The organism is Curtobacterium sp. AC273 (genome assembly GCF_979253735.1).
In genome coordinates this window covers 202,146-223,203 of the sequence record NZ_CEEDDU010000001.1, presented here as the reverse complement: position 1 = coordinate 223,203, position 21,058 = coordinate 202,146, and the positions used below count along the sequence as shown (strand labels likewise).

Genomic DNA, 21,058 nt, shown 5'->3' with positions numbered 1-21,058 from the left:
GTAGGTTCGGACCCATGCGCGTGGCGACCTGGAACGTGAACTCCGTCCGGACCCGAGTCGGTCGGGTCGTCGACTAGCTGGTGCGCGAGGACGTCGACGTCCTCGGCATGCAGGAGATCAAGTGCAAGCCCGAGCAGTTCCCGGTCGACGCGTTCGAGGCCGCCGGCTACACGGTCGAGGCGTACGGCACGAACCAGTGGAACGGCGTCGCGTTCGCCAGCCGGCTGCCGATGGAGGACGTCACGCGGGACTTCCCCGGGCAGCCCGGCTTCCTCAAGGGCCACGAGGGCCCCGACGTCCCGACCGAGGCCCGCGCGATCGGTGTGACGGTCGACGGCGTAGGGCTGTGGAGCCTCTACGTGCCGAACGGGCGCGAGGTCGGCGACCCGCACTACACGTACAAGCTCGACTGGCTCGCCGAGCTGGCCGACCGGACGTCCGAGTGGATCGCGGCCGACCCGGCGCAGCCCCTCGCGCTGATGGGCGACTGGAACGTCGCGCCGCTCGACCAGGACGTCTGGGACGTGCGCGCCTTCGAGGGCGCCACCCACGTCAGCGAGCCGGAGCGTGCCGCGTTCCGCGCGTTCGAGGCCCGCGGGCTGCAGGACGTCGTCCGTCCGATCGTCCCCGACGGCTACACCTACTGGGACTACAAGGCGCTGCGCTTCCCCCGCAACGAGGGCATGCGGATCGACTTCGTGATGGGGTCGCAGGCGTTCTCCGACGTCGTGACCGACGCCCGCATCCACCGCGACGAGCGGAAGGGCGACGCCCCGAGCGACCACGTCCCCGTCACGGTCGACCTCGACCTCGAGACCTCGCTCGACGACGACCGCCCGATGATCTTCTGACGGCTCTGTTACGTCCCGGGTAGCCGCGCGTTGAACGGGCGGAGACGGCCGACGTAGGTTTCCTGCACCGAACCCCTCCGAGAGCAGGTGAAGCCATGTCCCGCACGACCCCGTCGACGATCCTTCCCATCCAGCGCGTCATGGCGGACGCCACCCCCAGGGCCTGGAGGGACGGCATCGTCCTCGAGACAGGTCCCGCCGACCTGGTGGTCGCCTTCCTCGACGGCGACGTCACGCAGCTGCGGGTGGCGGACGCCGACACGCTCGTGTCGGTCGGTGACCCGGTCGCCCACCACCCGGCCGCGGAGATCCTCAGCGCGGGTGGCCGCAAGACCACCGCACGCGTCGCCTAGCGGGAGTCAGGCGGTCATCGAGGCCAGCATCGCCTCGCACTTCGCGACCATCTCGTCGCACGCCATCGCGCAGTAACGGCAGGCCTCGTCCATGTCGGCGTGCGCCCGGCACTCCGCGGCGCAGGCCGTCCCCATGGTCATCACGGCGATGAGCATCGCCTGCATCGACGGCATGTCCATGCCCATCGGCCGCATCATCATGCGCATGCCGGTGTCGGCCAGCATCGCCGTGTTCGAGCACATCGCCGCGCACGTGGCCATCTCGGCCCCATCCGCATGTCACTCGCCGAGCACATCGTCGCGGCCATCGACGCGGCGTTCATCGCCATCATCGTGTCCTGCATCAGGTCCATGTCCATCGACATGGGCATGTCACTCGTCGACATGGTCTTCATCATCGCCATCGTGTCCATCGGGATCTCCTGTTCCTCGTGGTCACGGAGCGGTCCACCCGTGAGCGTCAGGGTACGCGCGGACCCGCAACGGCGAGGGAGCACCGGCGAGGGAGCACCAATCGTCGCCTCCTCGGAGACGTCCCGACGATTCCTGCTCCCTCGAAGCGACCCGCGCCTACGGGTGCAGGAGCGCCGCGACGGCGACGAGGACCGGCACCGAGCCGATCGTCGAGATGAGCACGACGTCGCGCGCCACGGGCACGGCAGCCCCGTAGGCGCTGCGCGTAGTTGAAGACGTTCTGCGCCGCCGGCAGCGGCTGCGAGGGTCGGCGAGCACGAAGACGTCCTGGTCGCCGAGCCCGAACACGAAGCGGGCGAACACGAACGCCACCGCGGGCATCACCACGAGCTTGATCGCCGAGGCCACGATGACGTCGGTGCGGATCGCCGGGTCACGGAGCGGCGTCGCCCCGTGCAGGCTCATCCCGAAGGACAGCAGCACGACGGGCACCGCGGCGGCGCCGACGAGGGAGAGCGGCTCGAGCACCGGTGTCGGCAGCTCGATCCCGGTCGCCGAGAACGCCAGCCCGACGAGGTGACGCGATGATGATCGGGTTGCGGAACGGCCCGGAGATCCGCCGTCCCCAGCTGCCACCGTCCGAGGTCGCGGTGTCGAGCACGGTGAGGGCGATCGGCGCGAGCACGATGAGCTGCCAGCAGGATCACCGGCACGACGGCGGTGGCCTGCCCGAGGACGTACACGGCGACCGGCAGCCCGATGTTGTTCGCGTTCACGTAGCTCGACGCGAGCGCCCCGATCGTGGTGGTCGCCAGCGGGCGGCGGAGCACGAGCCGGAACACGAGCGCGGCGCCGAGCGCGACCGAGACCGCGCTGACGAGGGACACCCAGAGCATCGGTGACAGCAGCGATCCGATGTCGGCGCTCGCGATGGTGTGGAAGAGCAGCGCGGGCATGAGCACGAAGAAGGCGAGCCGGCTCATCACGAACTGGGCGTGCGGGCCGAGCAGGCCGGTGCGCCCGACGACGTACCCGGCCGCGATGATCGCGCCGATGATCACCGAACCGGTCAACACGCCACCCATCGGGTCCATCCTCGCACCGAGTGGGCCCCCGACCGCGCGCGTGCCGCACGGTGCCGTCGCGCCGCGGTGTCATGTGACGCCGTACCGGTCGGAATGCGTACACATCGATTACCGTTGAGCGCACCATGACCTCGACGAACTCCAGCACGCTCACGCGTTCGACCGACTCAGCCAGCCCCTCGTCCCGCTCCTCGAGGAGCGCTGGAGCCGCTCCTACGACGAGACGGCGACCGTCACCGACGCGCAGTTCGACGCCGTCCTCGAGGCCGCTCGGTGGGCGGCCTCCGCGATGAACTTCCAGCCCCGCCGCTTCATCGCCGGCCGTCGCGGCACCGAGACGTTCCGCAAGATCAACGAGAACCTGCTCGGCTTCAACGCCACGTGGGCCTTCCGCGCCAGCGCCCTCGTCGTCGGCGTGCTCGAGACCGTGACGGAGGACGGTGACGAGCGTCCGTTCGCCCAGTACGACCTCGGTCATCCCTCGCCGCGCTGACCGTCCAGGCGCACGCCGAGGGCCTGCACGTGCACCAGATGGCGGGCATCGACGCCGAGGGCCTCCGCGCGGCCTTCGACCTGCCGGGCGCTTCCTGCCCTTCACCCCGTGACCGCGATCGGCGCCGTGGCGGACCCGTCGCAGCTCGACGACAAGGCCGCCGAGCGCGAGGTCACTCCCCGCACGCCTGCCGCATCGAGCGAGGTCGTCCTCGTCAAGGAGGTAGTCGCTCGATGCACGCGCGCCGCTACGAGGACGCGGCCGCGTAATATGTCGTGACATGCAGCACGACGAACAACAGCACGACGACGCCCAGCCGGAGATGAACTTCTACACGCGGAAGTGGGTCCGCCCCGAGGACCTCAACGCGAACGGCACCCTCTTCGGCGGCAGCCTCCTCCGCTGGATCGACGAGGAGGCGGCCGTCTACGCGATCATCCAGCTCGGCAACGACGAGATCGTCCGCAGTACATGTGTCCGAGATCGAGTTCGTGTCCTCCGCGAAGGAGGGCGACATCGTCGAGATCGGCCTCGTGGCGACGCGCTTCGGGCGGAGTTCGCTGACCATGCGCGCCGAGGCCCGGAACCTCTTCACGCACCAGAGCATCCTGACCATCGACGAGGTCGTCTTCGTGAACCTCGACGCCGACAGGAACCCGGCCCCGCACGGGCACACCGACATCACGTACAAGCGCGACCGCGTCCCACCGCCCACCGCTCCTGACCGGCGGTGGCTGTCGGCCGGACCTGACAGAATCGGTCGTATGACCACACCCCGACTCGTCGCCTTCGACCTGGACGACACCCTCGCCCCCTCGAAGTCCGCGCTCGACCCCCGCATGCTCGAGACCTTCGCGTCCTGCTCGAGGTCGTGCCGGTCGCGGTGATCTCCGGCGGCAACTTCCAGCAGTTCGAGCAGCAGCTCGTCACCCCGCTCCGCTACCGCGACGGCCTGACCCTCGACGACCTGCACCTCCTGCCGACGTGCGGCACCCGCTACTACCGGTGGGCCGGCGACGACTGGGTCCTGCAGATACGCCGAGGACCTCACCGAGGAGCAGAAGGCCCGTGCCCTCGCCGCGGTGGAGTCACACGCGAAGGCCGCCGGGTACTGGGAGTCCGAGACCTGGGGCGCCATCCTCGAGGACCGGGGATCGCAGATCACGTTCTCCGCGCTCGGGCAGGCCGCGCCGGTCGACATCAAAGCAGTGGGACCCGACCGGGGCGAAGAAGGACGATCTCCGCCGTCGGGTGCAGGCCGACCTCCCCGACCTCGAGGTCCGCTCCGGCGGTTCGACGAGCGTCGACATCACCCGCAAGGGCATCGACAAGGCCTACGGCATGCAGCGCCTCGCCGAGATCACCGGCATCGCGCTCGACGACATGCTCTTCGTGGGCGACCGGCTCGACCCCGAGGGCAACGACTACCCGGTGAAGGCCCTCGGCGTGCCCTGCCACGCGGTGACGGGCTGGGAGGACACCGACGCGTTCCTGACGGAGCTCATCCCGACGCTGCGCTGACGCCCCGACGGCGTCTGGTCATGGAAATGCTTCGGACGGCCTCGACGAACGCCCGGATCTTCGCCGCGTCCTTTGCACGCCACGCTCGGACTCGACGCCGCTCGAGACGTCCACGCCGTCCGGGTCGAGCGACTCGATCACCGCGACGACGTTCAGCCGGGGTGAGCCCGCCGGCGAGGATCCAGGCCTCGTCCACCTTGCCGTCGATCGAGGCCGGGTCGATCAGTCGCCCGCTGCCCGGCACCGCGGCGTCGAGCAGCAACAGGTCGTGGTCGTACGAGGCGCGCACCTCGGGCGTCTCGCGGAGGTAGTCCTCGGCCGCGACCGCGCGGATGGTGAAGAACCCGGCGTCACGCGCACGGGCGAAGTCCGTCGCCCGCTCACCGCCGTGGAGCTGCAGGGTGGTCAGCCCGACCTCGGACGCGATGCCCACGATCTCGTCGATCTCTTGGTCGCGGAAGACCCCGACGGCGTCGATGCCGTCCGGCACCCGCTCGACGAGTTCCTTCGCCAGATCGGCGGTCACGGTGCGGGGGCTGCCCGCGGCGAAGACGAACCCGACCGCGTCGGCACCCGCGTCGATTGCGGCGTCCACGGTCTCGGGCGTCGACAGGCCGCAGATCTTGATCCAGCGCTGGTCGGTCATGCTGTCCATCCTGCCAGGGACGCACGGCCTCGGAGCGATGGCGTTCGCTGACGACGTAGCCGGGCGACGGACGTCAGTGCAGCATGCCCGCCACGTAGGCGGCGCCGCACGCGACGATGACGCCGAACGCCGCGAACGACCCGACGAGCACGTTCCGGCGACGCCAGCGGCGCACGACCGCGAACGTGCCGCGCTTGGCGTGCCAGGTGCGCTGCCCGGTGCATGCGGTGGTCGCGCTTGTGCTTGACCCGCTGCGGGCCGAGCGGCACCGGACCGGTGACCTACGTCGAACCGCCGCGCAGCGCGTTCGCGATCGCCACCGCGGTCGGGCGACGCTCGGGATCGCGGGCCGTCATCTTCGCGAGCAGGTCCCGCCACTCCGGCGCGATACCCTCGGGGATCTCGGGGTCGTGCCGCAGCCGGGCGAGGGCTGCCTCGATGAGGGTGCCGGAGTACTCCTGCTTGCCGGTGAGTGCTTCGAGCAGGACGAGCCCGAGCGAGTAGATGTCGGTGGCGAAGCCGATCGGTTCCCCGGCGACCTGCTCGGGGCTGAGGTACGCCGCCGTGCCGATGATCGTGCCGTCGTTCGTCAGCCGTGACCCGTCGACGAAGTGCGCGACGCCGAAGTCGGTCAGCTTCACGGTGCGGGCGAACCCGGACGACCCTCGTCGCTCATGAGGATGTTGGCGGGCTTCACGTCACGGTGGACGATCCCTCGGGAGTGCACGTAGGCCAGAGCGTCGGCCAGCTGGGCACCGAGGTCGGCCACCTCGTAGTTGTGCAGCGCGCCGTCGGCCAGACGCCGGAGCAGCGTGGTGTCGGCGATGAGCTCCATCACGATGTACCGGTGCGGACCGTCGTCGAACTCGTGGGTGCCGGCGTCGTAGAGCGGGATGAGCCCGGGGTGCGAGAGCATGCTGAGCAGCCGGATCTCGCGCTCCTGGCGCACCCGGTCCGCCGTCGTCATCGAGTCGGGCGTGGCGAACATCTTCACGGCGACCGCGCGGTAGGTGTGCTCGTCGCGCGCTTCGTAGACCGACCCCATGCCGCCCGTGCCGATCAGCTTGACGAGCCGGTAGCGGCCCGAGGGACCGTGTCCGTCCGTACGCTGTCGAGCAGTGTCATGGTGTCGTCGTTCCGTGTTCGGAGCCCGTGATCCGTGGCAGTTGCCAGCAAGGTGACTCACCCAGTACGGTACGCGGCCGCGTCCGTTTCCGCTGCGGCGTTATGACATCATGATCGGCCTCCTTCCCTGTGTTCATGCGGATGCATCGGGGTACAGTCCGACTCCCACGAAGGTGAGCGATCACGCAAGGAGGACAGGATGGCGCTGTCGAAGGGCGACGAAGTGCACTGGAACACGTCGCAGGGGAAGACGACCGGCACGCTGGTCGAGAAGAAGACGAAGGACTTCCAGTTCGACGGGCAGTCGTTCAAGCCGACGGACGACGACCCGTACTGGATCATCGAGTCCGAGAAGTCGGAGGAAGCGAGCCGCGCACAAGGAGTCGGCGCTGACGAAGGCCTGACGACGAGCGGGGCTCAGTCCTCGGCGGCTCCGGCCCGGCGGCGCCCGCGCGGCGCCGGGTCGGACCGGCCAGCGTCCGTGCGCTCGGCCCGCGCCCGACGGATCCGCCGCACGACGAAGGTCACGACGACCACCGCGATCGCGACGTAGAGCACCCGGTCGATCCACTCCGTGTACTGCTCGACCCGGTCGTACTGGTTGCCGAACGCGGCGCCGAGCAGGACCAGCGCGCTGTTCCAGATCCCGCTGGCGATGATCGTGAAGAGCGAGAAGGTGCCGAGGTGCATCCGGTCCGCGCCGGCCGGCAGGGAGATCAGGCTGCGGACGATCGGCACGAACCGGCCGAAGAACACCGCGCTCTTGCCGTGCCGGTGGAACCAGTCGGCGGCCTTGCGGAAGTCATCCTCGTCGACGAGCGGGAGCTTGCCGAGCCAGCGGGTGGTCCGCTCGAGCGATCCCCGCCCCGAGCCGGTAGAGCACCAGCGCGCCGAGGTAGGACCCGAGGGTCGCGAGCACCAGGACGAGCACGAGGTTCATCCGCCCGGCCCCGGCGAGGAAGCCGGCCAGCGGCAGGATCACCTCGGACGGGATCGGCGGGAACACCGTCTCGACGAAGAGCATGAGGGCGACGCCCCACTCGCCCAGGGCGTCGATGAGCTGGAGCACGAGCCCAGAGGGCCACCCATCTCGGAGTCCCCGGCGGCTGTCACGGTCGTGGCCGGCGCGGCCAGGGCAGTCGTCATGTCCCCATCGTCCCTGAACGCCCTGACAGATCCCGGCGCGCGACCTGGGGATCAGCCCCGTCGCCGTCCGGTCAGCCGAAGCCCCATGTGCGACGTCCGGACGTGGGTGAGCGACCGAGGCGAGCGCGCCGCGGGCCACGGCGTCGCGGCCGACCGTCGACGGGACGATCTCCACCGGGTGCCTGAGCTGCGGCGTGACGACCTCGGCGAGCGCCTCGGCGAACACGGCCGCGGCGGGCAGGACCTCGCCACCGACGGCCACCACCTCCGGGTCGATCGTCGTGACGAGCTGCACCACACCGGGAGCGACGTCCGCGGCGAACGCCGCACGACCCCCGACGCCTCGGCGTCGCCCTGCCCGGCCGACGCCATGACGGACTCGAGGTCCGCGCCGGACGGGATCCGTGCCTCCAGGCGGGCCGGCGCGCTCGGCCAGCCGGTCGATGCCAAGCCCGCCCATCTCGCCCGCCGCCCCGCGCGCACCGCCCGCGCGAGCTAGCCCCGTCGATGCGGTACGCGGCACCGATCTGGCGCCCCATCACCAGGTACAAGCCGTCCTGCACGCCCCGCCGAAGCGTCCCCACATCGCCTCGGCGGTGGCGGCGGAGCTTCGCGTCGTTGTCGAAGAACGTGGCGGCACCGGGGAACAGGTCGCCGATGCGGCCGGGGACCCGTCGCTCGGCCCACTGCGGGACCGCGACGGTGTAGTCGATCGCACCGGAACGATCGACGGCGACCGCCGGCACGCCGAAGGTGGCGGCGAGGAGCTTCGACCCGGCTCGGTGCCCTCGACCAGCCGGCGGACGACGTCATGCGCTGCCCACCTGTTCGGCCGAGGCGAGGTCGGCGTAGACCTCCTCCACGCGGGCGAGCTGCTGGCCGCGCAGGTCGGACCGGAGCCCGACGATGCCGTGCAGCCCGAGGTCGACGCCGAGCACGCAGGCCGGCCCCGGCGTCGGCGCGGAAGCGCTTCACCCGGCGGCCCGCCTTGTTCGGCGTGGCGATCGCCTCGGCCTCGGTGACCCAGCCCTCGGCCACCAGGTCGGCGAGCGCCGCCTCGACCGTGGGACGGGAGAGTCCGACCGTGCGGCTCAGCTCGGTGACCGTGTGCGAGTCGTCGCGAAAGAACTCGTCGAGGATCGCCCACGGAGTTGATGAGGCGGAGCATCCCCGGGGGTGCAGCACGACGACCCCACCCGGAAGCGTTGACACGGTCTCGTCCACAACCATCCAGCCTCCATATTACGAAGAGATCATTGAGGAATGGTGGACTGCGACATGCTCATCCCACGGCCGCGCCGCACCGAACCGAGGTGTCGGTGCCTTCGCGATCCACCCCGTCGACACGCATCGCCGCAGACCCTGCGAGCGAGTCCGTCCGACTGTACCTGCAACAGACCCTGCGCGGATCGACCGGGCTGCCGGTGCGGGACGCCGACGACGACGGCACGCGGGACACCGACGTGATCGTGCTGCGCGTCGCGACCGACGAGACCGTCGCCGCCGCTCTGCCCGAGGGCCCGGGCGGCGACGCTCCGACGAAGCCTTCCGGCTCGTCGATCACGCCCGACCGCATCGAGGTCACCGGCGGCAGCGCCGCGCCGGCGTCTTCCCCGGCGTCCAGGCCCTCACTTACCCGGTCGCTCCCCGCCGACGTCTACCGCAAGGGCCGGGTCGGCCGGGGTCCGTGGACCATCCCCGCCGGTCACCGTCGAGGACGCCCCCGCCTTCGCCTGGCGCGGCGTCATGCTCGACGTCGCCCGGCACTTCCGCACCAAGCACGAGGTCATGCGGGTCGTCGACCAGCTGGCCGCCCACCACCTGAACCGGCTGCACTTCCACCTCACCGAGGTCCAGGGGTGGCGCATCGAGATCCGGAAGTACCCGCGCCTGACCGAGGTCGGCTCGTGGCGGACGGAGTCCCAGGAATCCCGGCGCGCACGTGCCCGGACCGGACGGTGAACTCATGATCGCGGGCAAGGACGGCCGCCCGCGCGGCGGCTACTACACGCAGGACGCGACATCCGCGAGATCGTCGCCCCTACGCCGCCGACCGGTTCGTGACCGTCGTCCCCGAGAATCGAGACGCCCGGCCACGTCCGCGCTGCCCTCGCCGCGTACCCGGAGCTCGGGAGTCACCGGGCAACCGATCGACGTCTGGACCGGGTGGGGCATCGCCGACTTGCCCGACGTGCTGAACGCCGAGGAGTCGACGATCGCGTTCTTCCAGGACGTCCTCGACGAGGTCATGGCCCTGTTCCCCTCCGAGTACATCGGCGTCGGCGGCGACGAGTGCCCGAAGGTGCAGTGGGAGCAGGACCCACGCACGCAGGAGCGCATCCGCGAGCTCGGCCTCGAGGACGAGGAACAGCAGCCAGGCGTGGATCATCGATCGGCTGGCCGCCCACGTCGAGTCGCAGGGTCGTCAGGCGTTCGGCTGGGACGAGATCCTCGAGGGCGGCACCCTGTCGAAGTCGGCGACCGTGGTCTCGTGGCGCGGCCTGACCGGAGCCCGGACCGCGGCGAAGCGGGGCCACGACGTCATCTCCGGCACCCCGGACGACCAAGGTGTACCTCGACTACCGGCAGAGCGACCTCGAGACGGAGCCGAGTCCCGGTGTCGATCGTCCTGACGGTGGACGACGTCTTCGCCTTCGACCCGGTGCCGTCCGACCTGACCGACGCCGAGCGCGCGCATGCATCATCGGCGGCCAGGGCAACATGTGGACCGAGCACGTCGACACCGCGCGGAAGCTCGACTACCAGCTGTTCCCCCGCGTCGCGGCCCTGGCCGAGGCGCTGTGGTCGGCGGACGTCGCCGGCCCCGGGACGTCGCGGAGTTCCGCGGTCGGCTCGCCGAGCACGTCGCCCGGCTCGAGGCGATGGGCATCGAGTACCGGCACGAGGCGGGCCGTTCCCGTGGGAGCAGCGCCCCGGCGTGCCCGGCCGTCCGCACTCGCGTGAGGAGCGTGCGGCCTACATCGACGCGGTGACCGCGAACATCGCCGAGTAGCGCCCGACGCGACCACCGACGGACGGGAGGCGCGGTGCCGGCTGGCACCGCGCCTCCCGTCCGTCGGTTGCCGTGCCCCTACGGCGTCGCGGACGCCGTCGCGGTCGCCGTGGGCGAGGCCGTCGGCGCCTCGGTCGGGGTCGGCGCGCTCGGCGCCGGCGTCACCGGCGCCGAGGCCGCGTCGGGTCCGGCGTCACGGGGGCCGTCGGCGCCGAGGGCGAGGCGGACGGTGCGGGGGCGGAGGGCGACGGCGCCGGGGTCGTGGGCGACGCGGACGGTGCCGGGGTCGGCGTCGGCTTCGGGGTGGGCTTCGGGGTGGGCTGCGGTGCCGGCGTCGGCTTCGGCCGCGCCACCGTCGTCGCGCGCCACTTCTTCGCCTTGGCGTCCCACCGCAGCTGCGACCGCGCGTACTTCGTCCCGCTGTTGAGCACCACGTCGCCGTCGCGCGGCGGCAGCAGCGCGGCGTCGACGGCGATGAACGGCGACACCACCGAGACTTTCTGCTTCGCGGTCCGCGACACCAGGTCGCCGGCCGGGTCGAGGTGCCGTCGACGACGACGCGCACGGGCAGGCGGCGGCGAGTTCAGCGGACGGCGGCGCCGGAGCCGGCGGGCTGGGACAGGCCCTGCACGCCGATCGAGGCGGGTGCCCGCAGCAGCGCCACGGCGCGGCCGTTCTTGAACGACGAGATCGAGATCGCGGTCCCGACCGAGCTGTCCTTGTCCGCCGCCCAGACGGAGCCGGTGCTCCGGGTCAGCCGGGCGAAGGTGGCGTTCGCGATCCGGTAGCCGGAGGCGGCGAGGGCGAAGAGCGTTGCCCGCCCGCGCGGCCGAGCTGTCGTCGGTGACGGTGAGGACGTGATGGTCGCCGAGGCTCTGACGAGCTTCACCGAGTCGAACTGCGGCGCGAGCACCGGGCACGCGACCCCGCTGACGGCGACGGTCCGGACGGACCCGACCGCGAGCGCGACACCCGCTCGCCGCCCCGGCTCCGGTCGACCGGTTCGTGACCCGTCGGACCGTCACCGACGACGCGCTCGAGGCGGCGACCCGGACGATGCCGTCGACGGCGGCGCGGGCACCGGCGGGCAGGGCGACGTCCTCGACCACCAGGGCACCGAGGGTCCGGACGTCGACGTTCACCACCGTCCCGCTCGATCCGGTCGCGGTGACGCCGGACACGGTGCCCTCGAACCAGGTCGGGCCGGCGTAGTTCACGATCTGGACGGGCGAGCGTCCGGTGACGCTCCCGGCGAGGCCGGACGCCGAGAAGCGACGGATGCGGCGCTGCACACCGTTCCCGCCGATGCCGGACGTGACCTTGAGCAGGCAGGGCACTGCCCCGGACGTCCTCGACGACGACGTCGGTGATGTCCCCCTCGCAGTCCCCGAGCCGGGAACCCGCGTGGGTCTGCCCGTCCACCGTGGTGAACGCCGACGCAGGTCGTCGCCGGTGCGCTCACCGGTGATCCGGCGGACAGCGATCCGCGACGACGGCCCTGGAAGTGCACGCCGTCCGAGGCCGTGTCGATGAAGGCGACGTCCTCGACGGTGACGTCGGTCACGTCGCCGAACGAGACGGCGTACTGACCGCCGACCTGGGCGCTGCCCGTCGAGTGCACGGTGAGCCCGGTCAGGGACACCCGCGCGGCACGGCGGATGAGGAGCCCGTGCGACTCGGTGGTCTGCGAGACGGAGGTTCTTGCTGCGGTTCGTCCACGTGCCGCCGACGATGCTGATGTCCCCGTCGTTCGGCGGAGAAGACGGACGTGGCGGCCGAGGGCAGCGTCGAGGTCGCGGCGACGTCGGGTCGCACAGGTCGACGACTGGACGGACGTCCGGCCGTACATCGATCCCGGAGCCTTCGCGCGTTGCCGCTGCGCCGGACCGGCGCCGAGCACCTGCACGCGGCGCCCGACCATCGCCGTGCTGAACACCGCGGCCTTGGTCGTGACGACGTTGGACCCGGCACGAGACCGACGCGGTGGTCCAGGCGCTGGGGTTCGCGGCAGCGTTTGCGGAGCACGTTGTCGCCGATGGCCCCGGTGACGCTCGCGGCCGAGGCGTCGAGCTGCGTGCCGGAGCGGATGACGAGGGGGCCGGACAGGACGGCTGCGCCGCGGAGGACACGGACTCCGCCGACGGCCAGCCACGCGTTGATCGCCGTGCTCGTCCGCGGGTTCGTCATCACGGTCGCGTCGACCGCGTTCGCGCGCCCGCCCGAAGGCGATGACGACGGCGGTGAGGGCGGTGAGGGTCCCGGCGGCGCCCAGCCCGAGCATCCGGCGACGGGACCGGCCGCAGCGCGTCGAAGAGGCTAGACGCCCCGGCATCGTGTCGTTCCGTTCATCGCCACTCGGGCGTGCCGTGCCGTGGCGAGACGGCGGTCCTGCGGGTGTGCGTTCGTGACGCTACCGGCCCGGACCGGGGGTGAGGGAGCCTCCAGTTCGCGGGTCACGACGGACTGGAGGCGCGGTTGCCAGCTGGCACCGCGCCTCCGAGGCGGTCGGATGGTGACGTCGACATACACGGCGACCGCCACCGGAGTCGTCAGCGGTCTCGGACACGGCGGCGTCCGCCGCCGGGGCCCGACGCACCCACTTCTTCCAGCCCGACGAGCACCAGCGCGGACACGATCGTGCCGGCCAGGATCGCGACGATGAACATCGCGACGTCCCCGATCGCGAAGAACACGAAGATCCCACCGTGCGGCGCCCGCGAGGTCACGCCGGCCGCCATCGAGGATCGCACCCGTGACCGCGGCACCGACCATCGACGCCGGGATGACCCGCAGCGGGTCGGCCGCCGCGAACGGGATCGCGCCCTCGGAGATGAACGAGGCACCGAGCAGCCACGCGGCCTTGCCGTTCTGCTCGCGCTCCGGCTTCGTGAAGCCCTTGCGGTACAGGACGGTCGAGGCCAGCGCGAGGGCGAGCGGCGGCACCATGCCGGCGGCCATCACCGCGGCCATGATCTCGAACGGCACGACGTTCGTGGCGGTGCCGGCACCGAGCCCGGCGACGGCGAACGCGTACGCCACCTTGTTGACCGGACCGCCGAGGTCGAACGCCATCATCAGGCCCAGGATGATCCCGAGCAGGACCGCCGAGGCACCGGACAGGGAGTTGAGGAACTCGGTCAGCTGGGTCATCAGCCAGGCGATGGGCCCGCCGAGCACGAAGCAGCATGAGGCCGGAGGCGATGATCGACGCGAACAGCGGGATGATCACGACCGGCATCAGGCCACGCAGCCAGCGCCAGGTCGGGATGCGGCCGATCCAGTACGCGGGGCGGCACCCGCGATGAGGCCACCGATCAGACCACCGAGGAACCCGGCGTTCATGAAGACGGCGATCGAGCCGGCGACGAAGCCGGGCGCGATGCCGGGTCGGTCGGCCATCGCGTAGGCGATGTACCCGGCGAGGGCGGCGACGAGGAACCCGAGCGAGACTCCCGCCGATCTGGAACGCGGCGGCGCCGAGGTGGTAGCCGAGGCCCTGCGGCGCCGGCAGGTCCAGCAGCGTGTAGTTCGGTCAGCGTGAACACCGCGTTGTTCTGGCCGGAGTCACCGTGCTGCAGCGCGATGCCGTACCCGGCGAGCAGGAAGCCGAGCGCGATGAGCAGCCCGCCGCCCGCGACGAACGGGATCATGTAGCTGACGCCGGTGAGCAGCCAGCGCTTCAGGGCCTGGCCGAAGTGCTCGTTCTTCGTGGTCGTCTCTGCCGTGGCGGCGCCGCCCTGCACGCGTGCGGCGTTCGGGTCGTCCGAGGCGCGGATCGCCTCGGCGATCATCTTGTCGGGCTCGTCGACGCCGCGCTTCACGGGGCCGGAGGGACGAGGGGCTTGCCGGCGAAGCGGCCGCGGTCGCGCACGTCGACGTCGACCGCGAACACGACCGCGTCGGCGCGGGCGATGAGCGCGGGGTCGAGGGGCTCGACCTGCGAGGACCCCCTGGGTCTCGACGTGCATCTCGGCGCCGGCCCGCTCGGCTGCGGCGACGAGCGCGTCTGCTGCCATGTAGGTGTGCGCGATGCCGGAGTCGGGCAGGCGGTAGACGCCGACGATGAGCTTGCGCTGGGTCGCCGTCACACCTGCCGGTGGGGTCGGACTGGAGGCACTGCTCGCCTTTCCCGACGCCGGCCTCCGACACCTCGCCGCTCACCTCGCGATCGACCAGGTCGACGATCTCCTGCGGGGTGGACGCGGCACGGAGGGCCGCGGCGAAGTCGTCGCGGATGAGCGCCCGGGCCAGGGTCGAGAGGACCGTCCAGGTGGTCCTTGTCCGCAACCTTCCGGCACGGCGATCATGAACACGATGTCGGCGTCGCCGTCCGGGGCGCCGAACGACACCTTCCGGGCGAGACGCGCGAACGCCAGGGTCGGCTCGGCCATCGACGCCGATCGGGCGTGGGATCGCGATGCCGCCGGGCACGCCGGTGCCGACGCTGGCCTCGCTGGCGATCGCGTCCTCGGCCAGGACCCGGCCGTCGGCGGCGCGGCCGGTCGCGGCGACGCAGGTCGGCGAGGAGGACGCGGATGACGTCGCTCGAGGTGGCGCCGAGGTCCTCGTCGAGACCGACGAGCTGGACGCTGATGAGGCGTGGACTCGTGTTGACGGACATGGTTGCTCCTTTGCAATCGTGCTGCGGTCGCGCACGGGGTGCTGGTGTTCGGGGTGTCGCTCGGGGGTGCTGACGTCAGGCGGGCGCCTGGGCCGGCTCCGACGTGCGCTGGAGTCGCCGGACCGTGATGGCGGCCGGGTCGGTGTGGTCGAGGGCGGGCACGTCGCTGCCGGGCAGGGCCGCGGCCGCGGCTCCGGTGGCGACGGCCTGGGCGAGGCGCTGCTCGGGCGGCTGCCCGGCGACCTCTGCGAGCAGGTAGCCGGCGAGCGCGGAGTCCCCGCGCCGACGGTCGACCATGCCGTGATCCGCGGTGCTGCGGCGGCGTGGCTGCCGTCCGCCGTCACGAGCACCGCCCCGGCGCTGCCGGGGGTGAGCAGCACCGTGCCGACGTGCCGCTCGCGGAGTCGCTCTGCCGCACGCGCGGCGACCTCGACGTCGCGCTCGAACTCCTCGGGGTCCACGCCGACGACCTCGGCGAGCTCCTCGGCGTTCGGCTTGACCAGGTCGATCCGCTCGCCGGACTGCAGCATCAGCGCGGTGAACGGCACGCCCGACGAGTCGGCGATCCGGACGTCGTCGCCGTGGCGCTGCCGGACGGCCCGGACCAGCACGGCGAGGGCGTCGTCGGGGAGCCCCGGCGGCAGCGACCCGGCGAACACGACCCAGCGGGCGGCGGGGCCGGTGGCGGTCGCGGCGGCGGTGTCGGCGACGAGGGTGGCGAGGTCCTCGAGGCGTCCGGCGAGGGACGGCCCGGAGGCTCGTTGAGCTTCGTGGTCGTCCCGGTCGGCTCGGTCACGGTGACGTTCGAGCGGAGCGGCGCACCGATCGGCAGCGCGGCGGTCGGGATCCCCCGGGTCGCCGGGCCGAGCAGCACGGGGTCGAGGTCGTCGCCCGGCAGGACCGCGACGGTGTCGCCGCCGCTGGCCACCACGACACGGGAGACGTTGACGCCCTTGCCGCCCGGCTCGGCGGTGCTGCGGGTCGCACGCTGGACGGCGCCGCGCTGGAGTTCGCCGGCGAGCTCGATGGTGCGGTCGAGGCTCGGGTTCGGGGTGACGGTGACGATGCGGGTGCTGTGCTCGCTCATGCGACCGACCACCTCGACGTCGGCATCGGACAGTGCCCCGGCGAGGTCGGCCGGCGGCTGCTCGTCCGTGACGACGGTGTCGATCTCGAGCCGGGCGAACCGCATGAGCGCCTCGACCCCGTGCTTCGCGGCGTCCGCGAGCACCACGCTCCGACGGGCGGCGAGCACGTAGGCGGCCTTCACGGCAGCTTCGTACTCGTCCGGCGTGCTCAACCCGAAGCCGGCGGACAGGCCGTTCGTCCCGACGAAGGCGATGTCCGGTCCGGAGCGCGCCGATCTGCTCCACGGTGGCGGTGCCGACCACGGCGCTCGTGACCCCGCGGACGCGTCCGCCGAGCAGGTGCAGCTCGACGTGCTCGCTGTGCTGCAGGGTCGCGGCGATCGGCACGGAGTTCGTGATGACGGTGATCGTGGCGCCGACCGTGGCCGGCTCCCAGCGGGCGAGCTCGGCGGCGACGGCGGCGCGGGTCGTGCCGGCGTCGAGGGCGATCGAACCGGTGAAGGTCGGCGGCACGAAGGCGCTCGCGGCGGGCGATCGCGGACTTGGCGGAGTTGTGCTGGCCTTCGCGCTCGGCGACGGTCAGCTCGACGTGCTCGACCGGCTGAGCAGGCACCGCTCCCCCGTGCACGCGGCGCGGACCCCGGCGGACTCGAGCAGGTCGAGGTCGCGGCGCACGGTCTCGGTGGTGACGTCGAAGTGCTCGGCGAGGTCAGCGACGGAGGCCGCCCGGCTGCACCTGGTGCGGCGGCGATGGCGTCGTGTCGCTCGGTTGCGTACATGCCCGAACTCCTTCGTTCCGCGGTTTCACGCAGCGTACGCGCACAGCCCACCGAAACGCAACCGTTCCACAGTCAAACCAACATCTCCCAGGCCTGCGCTCGCCCGCGCTCGCCCGCTCCCGCCCGCCGAGTCGCACAAAACGTCGCTCTCGGCGGACCCGAACAGCATCGTGCGACCTCGGCAACACGCGCGGCATGTCGCGCGACCTCGATGCCGCCCGCGCGATGTCCTCGCCCGCCGTCTTCCTCCACCGAGATCGCACTGTGGCGCGGATGCCCTCCGCCGGATCGCACTTCGGCGCGGACGTCCGAAGCAGACCCGCGCCGAGAAGTGCGATCTCGACGCCCCGATCACCCGCGCCCGCCGAGGTCGCACAAGACGTCGCTATCGGCGAGCCCAGACGGCACGTCGTGCGACCTCGGCCAACACGCACGCGGCATGTCGCGCGACATCGACGCCGAAGACCCGCGACCGCCCACGCCCACGTCCGCGCGCGCCGCGCGCGCCCGCGCGCCCGCCGGACGACGACGCCCCCGACCTGCCGGAGCAGATCGGGGCGTCGCACGTCGAGGTCTACCCCTTGACGGCCCCCGCGATCATGCCGCTGACCAGCCGCCGCTGCACGATGAGGAAGAACACCACGACGGGGATCGAGAACAGCACCGACGCCGCCATGAGCCCGCCGGGGGTCGATGCCTTGTTCGTCGAGAACCCGGCGAGCCACACCAGCAGCGTGTACATCCCCTGGTCCTTCAGCATCACGTACGCCGTGAGGTAGTCGTTCCACGCGGCGATGAACACCCGAACACGCTCGTCGCGATGACGCCCGGCATCACCAGGGGGAACAGCACGCTCCAGAGGATCCGGAACGTGCCGGCACCGTCGACCTTCGCGGCCTCCTCGATCTCGATCGGCACCGCGACGAAAGAACCGCGCATCACCCAGATCGAGAACGGCAGGACACTCGCGGCGTACGCCAGGATCAGCCCGAGGTAGCTGTTCAGCAGCCCGAGGGTCTGGAACGACAGGAACAGCGGGATGAGCAGCGCACCGACCAGGATCATCTGCTGGGCTGGGATGGCGACCAGGATCGCGCGGCGACCCTTGAAGCGGAAGCGCGACAGGGCGGCCGACGCGGAGAACAGGCTCACGATCGACAGCAGCACCGCCGCGACCCGGCGATCGCCGGGTTGCTACGCAGGTAGACGAGGAACCCGTCCTGCGTCAGCTGCGGCAGAAGTTCTCGAGCGTGGGGCGCAGCAGGCCAGATCGGGGGTGGTCGTGACCTCGTCGGCGGGCTTGAACGCCGTGTTCACCATCCGGTAGTCGCGGGAGAACACCCAGATCAGGCAGAACACCACGGCGATGGTGTTCGCCAGCACGCACGGCTTGCGCTTCCGCACGCGCACCGGGGCCACGGGACGGGAGGCACGGGTCACGCCCGCCACGTCCGGTTGCGCCTCGGACGCGGTCGCCCCGGTCACTCGGGGGTCGTGGTCGTCGTCACAGGTCCTCCTCCCCGCTCGAGACGAGCCGGCGGATGTAGTAGCGCTGGTGAGCGCGCCGAGGGTCAACGTCGAGATGACGGCGATCAGCGCCCTGCCCGTAGGCGTTCGACACGAAGGACTTCACGAACGTCCAGATGCCGAGGGTGAGGGTGGTGTCCTCCGGTCCGCCGCGGGTGAGCAGCCAGATCTGGTTGAAGACGTTGAAGTCCCAGATCACCGACAGGATCGTCACGAGCAGCAGGGTCGGCACGAGCGCCGGCAGGGTGATCGCGCGGTACATCGCCCACGCCGAGGCCCCGTCGAGCGAACCGGCCTCGTAGTACTCCGGCGCGATCTGCGACTGGGCGGCGTAGAGCGTCAGCGCGACGAACAGCACCGCCTGCCAGATGACGAGTGACAGCAGCACGATGGTCAGCGCTTGCCCCGGGCTCGACGCCCAGTTGTCCTGCGTGTGGTCGCCGAAGACCCCGAGCTGCGTGATCAGCCAGTTGAGCACGCCGTAGAACGGCTGGAAGAGCCACTGCCACACCAGGCTCGACGCGACGTTCGGCATCGCCCAGGCGAGCACGAGCACGACGCTGACGATCGTGCGCATCGCGACGCCGAGACGGGTGAGCAACTGCGACACCGCCATGCCGATGCCGATCGTCCCGACGACCATCGCCCCGGTGGACGAGCACCGTCCGGAGGATCTGACCGGCCATCGGGTCGGCGAGCACGTTCGTGTAGTTCGAACCCCGCGGCCCGCCTGCCCGGTGAAGATCGCCCGGAGACCGTAGTCCTGGAAGGAGATGACGACGAGGCGCACCAGCGGGTAGACGACGAGCGCCAGCAGGAGCAGCGCCGCCGGGGCGAGCAGCACCAGTGGCGCGCGGCGGACGACCCACCGGCCGGCGGCGCCGGGCGCCTGACTCGGCCTGAGCCGAGCGGGCACCCGCTCTACCAGTCGACGTCATCGACTACTGCTGCGCGTTGAGTGCGGACGTGGTGCTCGAGGAAGCCCTCGGCCGCCTGCTTCGGCGACTTCCGCCCCGTCGCGATGTCCGCGAACATCGTCTGGAACGTGGAGTCGCCCTCGATGGTCGCCCAGCCGGGGGTGGCCGGCGTCGGACGGCTCGTCGACGCGGCGGCGAAGTACGGCTTGTGGAATTCGTCCACGTCACCGGACACCGCGTCGAGCAGCTGCGTCGAGTTCGGCTCCCAGCCGTCGACCCCGAAGACCTGGGTACTGCTGGAACTTCTTCGAGGTGAGGATCTTCATGTAGTACAGCGCCAGGTCCTGGTTCTGCGACTTCGACAGGATGCCGAGGTCCGAGCCGCCGAGGAAGACGGGCTGCGTCTTGCCCTCGGTCTGGGACGGCATCGCGAAGGTGCCGATCTGGTCCTTCAGCTCGGGCTTCGCCGTCGTGATCGAACCGATCTCCCACGCGGATCCGAGGATCGCCGAGGTGTTGCCCTGCGCGAAGATGTCGGACTCGGCCGGCTTGTCGGTGTTGATGTCCTGCGTGGACTTCGCGGAGTAGGCGTTCTGGAAGTCCTTCCACGCGGTCAGGCCCTTGACGGCGTCGGCGAGGTCGATCGACCCCTTCCACTTGCCGCCCTGCTCGGTGGCGATCTGTCCGCCGGCGTCCACACCCTGCAGGCCGCCGTACCAGTACTGCCCGGGCATGTAGAAGGCCGAGAAGTCCGCCTGCGGGTTCTTCGCCTTGACCTTGTCGAGGTCGGCGGTGAGCTGGTCGTACGACGTCGGGACGTCGGTCACCCCGGCGTCGGCCCACATCTTCTTGTTGTAGATCACCGCGCGGTTGCCGGCGAACAGCGGAGCACCGTAGAGCTTGCCGTCGACGGTGGCCGGCCCCTCGAGCCCGGAGAGCCAGGTCTGGCCGCCCTGCAGTTCCTTCTTGGCCCAGGGCAGCAGGTCCATCAGGCCACCCGTCGCGGCGTACACGGGCACCTGCGTGTTGCCCAGGTCGACCACGTCCGGCGCGTCCTTCTGGGCGAGTGCGGTGGTCAGCTTCGTGGTGATGCCGTCCCACTGCTGGAGCTGCTGCTTCACCTTGGCGCCGGTGGCCTCGGTGAACTGCTTCTCGGCGACGTCGAGGATCTTCGGGCCCAGGTCGCCGTTCATGATCCAGACGATGGTCTTGCCCTTGCCATCGGGTGTGCCGATGGACTTCGTGCCGCCGTCGGAAGCTCCGTTGCTTCCGGCGGAGCACCCCGGCCGAGGGCGAGCGCGCCTGCGAGCGAGCGCACCGAGAGAATGCGGCGAAACGCGTGCGTGTCACGATGACTCCCTTGGTCCGACCTTTATGAAAGGACGTTGCGTATTGGCAAGTGAAGACCCTCGGGGTCGCGTTGTCCAAGCATCGATCCGAACCTTGTGGACCGTGTGATCCGCGTGTTTCCGGGGGATC

The 21,058-nt window shown here is 71.2% G+C and carries 23 protein-coding genes and 9 pseudogenes; 10 read left to right on the top strand and 22 right to left on the bottom strand.

Annotation, left to right across the window (positions count from 1 at the left end; all coding sequences use genetic code 11):
• Nucleotides 1–14 precede the first annotated feature (14 nt).
• A pseudogene (locus ACZ8AI_RS01395) lies at nt 15–851 on the top strand (exodeoxyribonuclease III).
• Between the two features lie 95 nt (nt 852–946).
• The gene (locus tag ACZ8AI_RS01390; RefSeq protein WP_464855923.1) at nt 947–1,204 is read left to right on the top strand and encodes a nuclease; all 258 of its coding nucleotides are present in this window, start codon (nt 947–949) and stop codon (nt 1,202–1,204) included.
• 6 nt (nt 1,205–1,210) lie between these two features.
• Here the strand turns inward: ACZ8AI_RS01390 and ACZ8AI_RS01385 are convergent, their stop codons facing one another.
• The 4 genes from ACZ8AI_RS01385 to ACZ8AI_RS01370 all read right to left on the bottom strand — a co-directional run bounded on the left by ACZ8AI_RS01385 (nt 1,211) and on the right by ACZ8AI_RS01370 (nt 2,703).
• Nucleotides 1,211–1,429 carry a four-helix bundle copper-binding protein gene (locus ACZ8AI_RS01385; RefSeq protein WP_464855921.1) on the bottom strand — a complete coding sequence of 73 codons (219 nt, stop codon included), beginning with the start codon at nt 1,427–1,429 and terminating at the stop codon, nt 1,211–1,213.
• Nucleotides 1,402–1,617 (bottom strand): hypothetical protein, encoded by a 216-nt coding sequence (locus ACZ8AI_RS01380; RefSeq protein WP_464855919.1) that lies wholly within the window; start codon nt 1,615–1,617, stop codon nt 1,402–1,404. Before ACZ8AI_RS01380 ends, ACZ8AI_RS01385 begins: the two co-directional genes overlap by 28 nt.
• Before the next feature lie 157 nt (nt 1,618–1,774).
• A complete protein-coding gene (locus tag ACZ8AI_RS01375; protein WP_464855917.1) occupies nt 1,775–2,101 on the bottom strand; it encodes a hypothetical protein in 327 nt (108 codons plus the stop codon).
• Complete coding sequence (locus ACZ8AI_RS01370) at nt 2,080–2,703, bottom strand: AEC family transporter (protein ID WP_464855915.1); 624 nt, start codon at nt 2,701–2,703, stop codon at nt 2,080–2,082. The genes ACZ8AI_RS01375 and ACZ8AI_RS01370 overlap by 22 nt, the downstream gene beginning before the upstream one ends.
• 265 nt (nt 2,704–2,968) lie before the next feature.
• Between ACZ8AI_RS01370 and ACZ8AI_RS01365 the strand changes: the two are divergent.
• The 4 genes and pseudogenes from ACZ8AI_RS01365 to ACZ8AI_RS01350 all read left to right on the top strand — a co-directional run.
• A pseudogene (locus ACZ8AI_RS01365) lies at nt 2,969–3,196 on the top strand (nitroreductase family protein); the annotation flags it as partial.
• A gap of 38 nt (nt 3,197–3,234) precedes the next feature.
• Nucleotides 3,235–3,465 carry a hypothetical protein gene (locus tag ACZ8AI_RS01360; protein ID WP_464855913.1) on the top strand — a complete coding sequence of 77 codons (231 nt, stop codon included), beginning with the start codon at nt 3,235–3,237 and terminating at the stop codon, nt 3,463–3,465.
• A gap of 11 nt (nt 3,466–3,476) precedes the next feature.
• Nucleotides 3,477–3,903: pseudogene (locus ACZ8AI_RS01355) on the top strand (acyl-CoA thioesterase); the annotation flags it as partial.
• A 57-nt stretch (nt 3,904–3,960) separates the two neighbouring features.
• A pseudogene (locus ACZ8AI_RS01350) lies at nt 3,961–4,717 on the top strand (HAD-IIB family hydrolase).
• Here the strand turns inward: ACZ8AI_RS01350 and ACZ8AI_RS01345 are convergent.
• The 3 genes from ACZ8AI_RS01345 to ACZ8AI_RS01335 all read right to left on the bottom strand — a co-directional run bounded on the left by ACZ8AI_RS01345 (nt 4,698) and on the right by ACZ8AI_RS01335 (nt 6,549).
• On the bottom strand, nt 4,698–5,363 hold the full coding sequence (locus tag ACZ8AI_RS01345; protein ID WP_464855911.1) for a phosphoribosylanthranilate isomerase: 666 nt from the start codon (nt 5,361–5,363) through the stop codon (nt 4,698–4,700). The pseudogene ACZ8AI_RS01350 and the gene ACZ8AI_RS01345 sit on opposite strands and share 20 nt — an antisense overlap.
• A gap of 281 nt (nt 5,364–5,644) precedes the next feature.
• A complete protein-coding gene (locus tag ACZ8AI_RS01340; protein WP_464855909.1) occupies nt 5,645–6,004 on the bottom strand; it encodes a protein kinase domain-containing protein in 360 nt (119 codons plus the stop codon).
• On the bottom strand, nt 6,001–6,549 hold the full coding sequence (locus ACZ8AI_RS01335; RefSeq protein WP_464855907.1) for a serine/threonine-protein kinase: 549 nt from the start codon (nt 6,547–6,549) through the stop codon (nt 6,001–6,003). Before ACZ8AI_RS01335 ends, ACZ8AI_RS01340 begins: the two co-directional genes overlap by 4 nt.
• Nucleotides 6,550–6,687: 138 nt before the next feature.
• Here ACZ8AI_RS01335 and ACZ8AI_RS01330 point away from each other — a divergent pair.
• A pseudogene (locus ACZ8AI_RS01330) lies at nt 6,688–6,789 on the top strand (hypervirulence associated TUDOR domain-containing protein); the annotation flags it as partial.
• Nucleotides 6,790–6,905: 116 nt separating this feature from the next.
• Here the strand turns inward: ACZ8AI_RS01330 and ACZ8AI_RS01325 are convergent.
• From ACZ8AI_RS01325 to ACZ8AI_RS01315, 3 genes are all read right to left on the bottom strand, one after another.
• Nucleotides 6,906–7,244 (bottom strand): DedA family protein, encoded by a 339-nt coding sequence (locus ACZ8AI_RS01325; RefSeq protein WP_464855904.1) that lies wholly within the window; start codon nt 7,242–7,244, stop codon nt 6,906–6,908.
• A 46-nt stretch (nt 7,245–7,290) separates the two neighbouring features.
• Nucleotides 7,291–7,932, bottom strand: a complete 642-nt coding sequence (locus tag ACZ8AI_RS01320; RefSeq protein WP_464855902.1) for a DedA family protein — start codon at nt 7,930–7,932, stop codon at nt 7,291–7,293.
• 197 nt (nt 7,933–8,129) lie between these two features.
• Nucleotides 8,130–8,846 carry a winged helix-turn-helix domain-containing protein gene (locus tag ACZ8AI_RS01315; RefSeq protein WP_464855900.1) on the bottom strand — a complete coding sequence of 239 codons (717 nt, stop codon included), beginning with the start codon at nt 8,844–8,846 and terminating at the stop codon, nt 8,130–8,132.
• 528 nt (nt 8,847–9,374) lie between these two features.
• Between ACZ8AI_RS01315 and ACZ8AI_RS01310 the strand changes: the two are divergent.
• The 3 genes and pseudogenes from ACZ8AI_RS01310 to ACZ8AI_RS01300 all read left to right on the top strand — a co-directional run.
• Nucleotides 9,375–9,596, top strand: a pseudogene (locus tag ACZ8AI_RS01310) (family 20 glycosylhydrolase); the annotation flags it as partial.
• A 4-nt stretch (nt 9,597–9,600) separates the two neighbouring features.
• Nucleotides 9,601–9,996 (top strand): annotated as a pseudogene (locus ACZ8AI_RS01305) (family 20 glycosylhydrolase); the annotation flags it as partial.
• 206 nt (nt 9,997–10,202) lie between these two features.
• Nucleotides 10,203–10,598, top strand: a complete 396-nt coding sequence (locus ACZ8AI_RS01300) for a family 20 glycosylhydrolase (RefSeq protein WP_464856360.1) — start codon at nt 10,203–10,205, stop codon at nt 10,596–10,598.
• Nucleotides 10,599–10,808: 210 nt separating this feature from the next.
• Here ACZ8AI_RS01300 and ACZ8AI_RS01295 read toward each other — a convergent pair whose 3' ends face one another.
• The 12 genes and pseudogenes from ACZ8AI_RS01295 to ACZ8AI_RS01240 all read right to left on the bottom strand — a co-directional run bounded on the left by ACZ8AI_RS01295 (nt 10,809) and on the right by ACZ8AI_RS01240 (nt 20,772).
• The gene (locus ACZ8AI_RS01295; protein WP_464855898.1) at nt 10,809–11,984 is read right to left on the bottom strand and encodes a hypothetical protein; all 1,176 of its coding nucleotides are present in this window, start codon (nt 11,982–11,984) and stop codon (nt 10,809–10,811) included.
• A gap of 979 nt (nt 11,985–12,963) precedes the next feature.
• Entirely contained in the window at nt 12,964–13,824 is an 861-nt protein-coding gene (locus tag ACZ8AI_RS01290) for a fructose-specific PTS transporter subunit EIIC (protein WP_464855896.1), read from the bottom strand.
• Between the two features lie 161 nt (nt 13,825–13,985).
• Nucleotides 13,986–14,735: a hypothetical protein gene (locus ACZ8AI_RS01285; protein WP_464855894.1), complete on the bottom strand. Its 750-nt coding sequence runs from the start codon at nt 14,733–14,735 to the stop codon at nt 13,986–13,988.
• A gap of 215 nt (nt 14,736–14,950) precedes the next feature.
• Nucleotides 14,951–15,268, bottom strand: coding sequence for a hypothetical protein (locus ACZ8AI_RS01280; RefSeq protein WP_464855892.1), 318 nt, complete (start codon nt 15,266–15,268; stop codon nt 14,951–14,953).
• 75 nt (nt 15,269–15,343) lie between these two features.
• A pseudogene (locus ACZ8AI_RS01275) lies at nt 15,344–16,355 on the bottom strand (1-phosphofructokinase family hexose kinase).
• Nucleotides 16,356–16,361: 6 nt separating this feature from the next.
• Nucleotides 16,362–17,135 (bottom strand): annotated as a pseudogene (locus ACZ8AI_RS01270) (DeoR/GlpR family DNA-binding transcription regulator); the annotation flags it as partial.
• Nucleotides 17,136–17,709: 574 nt separating this feature from the next.
• Nucleotides 17,710–17,937, bottom strand: a complete 228-nt coding sequence (locus ACZ8AI_RS01265; RefSeq protein ID WP_464855890.1) for a hypothetical protein — start codon at nt 17,935–17,937, stop codon at nt 17,710–17,712.
• Complete coding sequence (locus ACZ8AI_RS01260; RefSeq protein WP_464855888.1) at nt 17,895–18,302, bottom strand: carbohydrate ABC transporter permease; 408 nt, start codon at nt 18,300–18,302, stop codon at nt 17,895–17,897. Before ACZ8AI_RS01260 ends, ACZ8AI_RS01265 begins: the two co-directional genes overlap by 43 nt.
• Before the next feature lie 27 nt (nt 18,303–18,329).
• Nucleotides 18,330–18,575, bottom strand: coding sequence for a hypothetical protein (locus ACZ8AI_RS01255; RefSeq protein WP_464855886.1), 246 nt, complete (start codon nt 18,573–18,575; stop codon nt 18,330–18,332).
• A 64-nt stretch (nt 18,576–18,639) separates the two neighbouring features.
• Nucleotides 18,640–19,578, bottom strand: a complete 939-nt coding sequence (locus ACZ8AI_RS01250; protein WP_464855884.1) for a carbohydrate ABC transporter permease — start codon at nt 19,576–19,578, stop codon at nt 18,640–18,642.
• A 5-nt stretch (nt 19,579–19,583) separates the two neighbouring features.
• Nucleotides 19,584–19,802, bottom strand: a complete 219-nt coding sequence (locus ACZ8AI_RS01245) for a hypothetical protein (RefSeq protein WP_464855882.1) — start codon at nt 19,800–19,802, stop codon at nt 19,584–19,586.
• A 1-nt stretch (nt 19,803) separates the two neighbouring features.
• The gene (locus ACZ8AI_RS01240; RefSeq protein WP_464855880.1) at nt 19,804–20,772 is read right to left on the bottom strand and encodes an extracellular solute-binding protein; all 969 of its coding nucleotides are present in this window, start codon (nt 20,770–20,772) and stop codon (nt 19,804–19,806) included.
• Between the last annotated feature and the right edge of the window lie 286 nt (nt 20,773–21,058).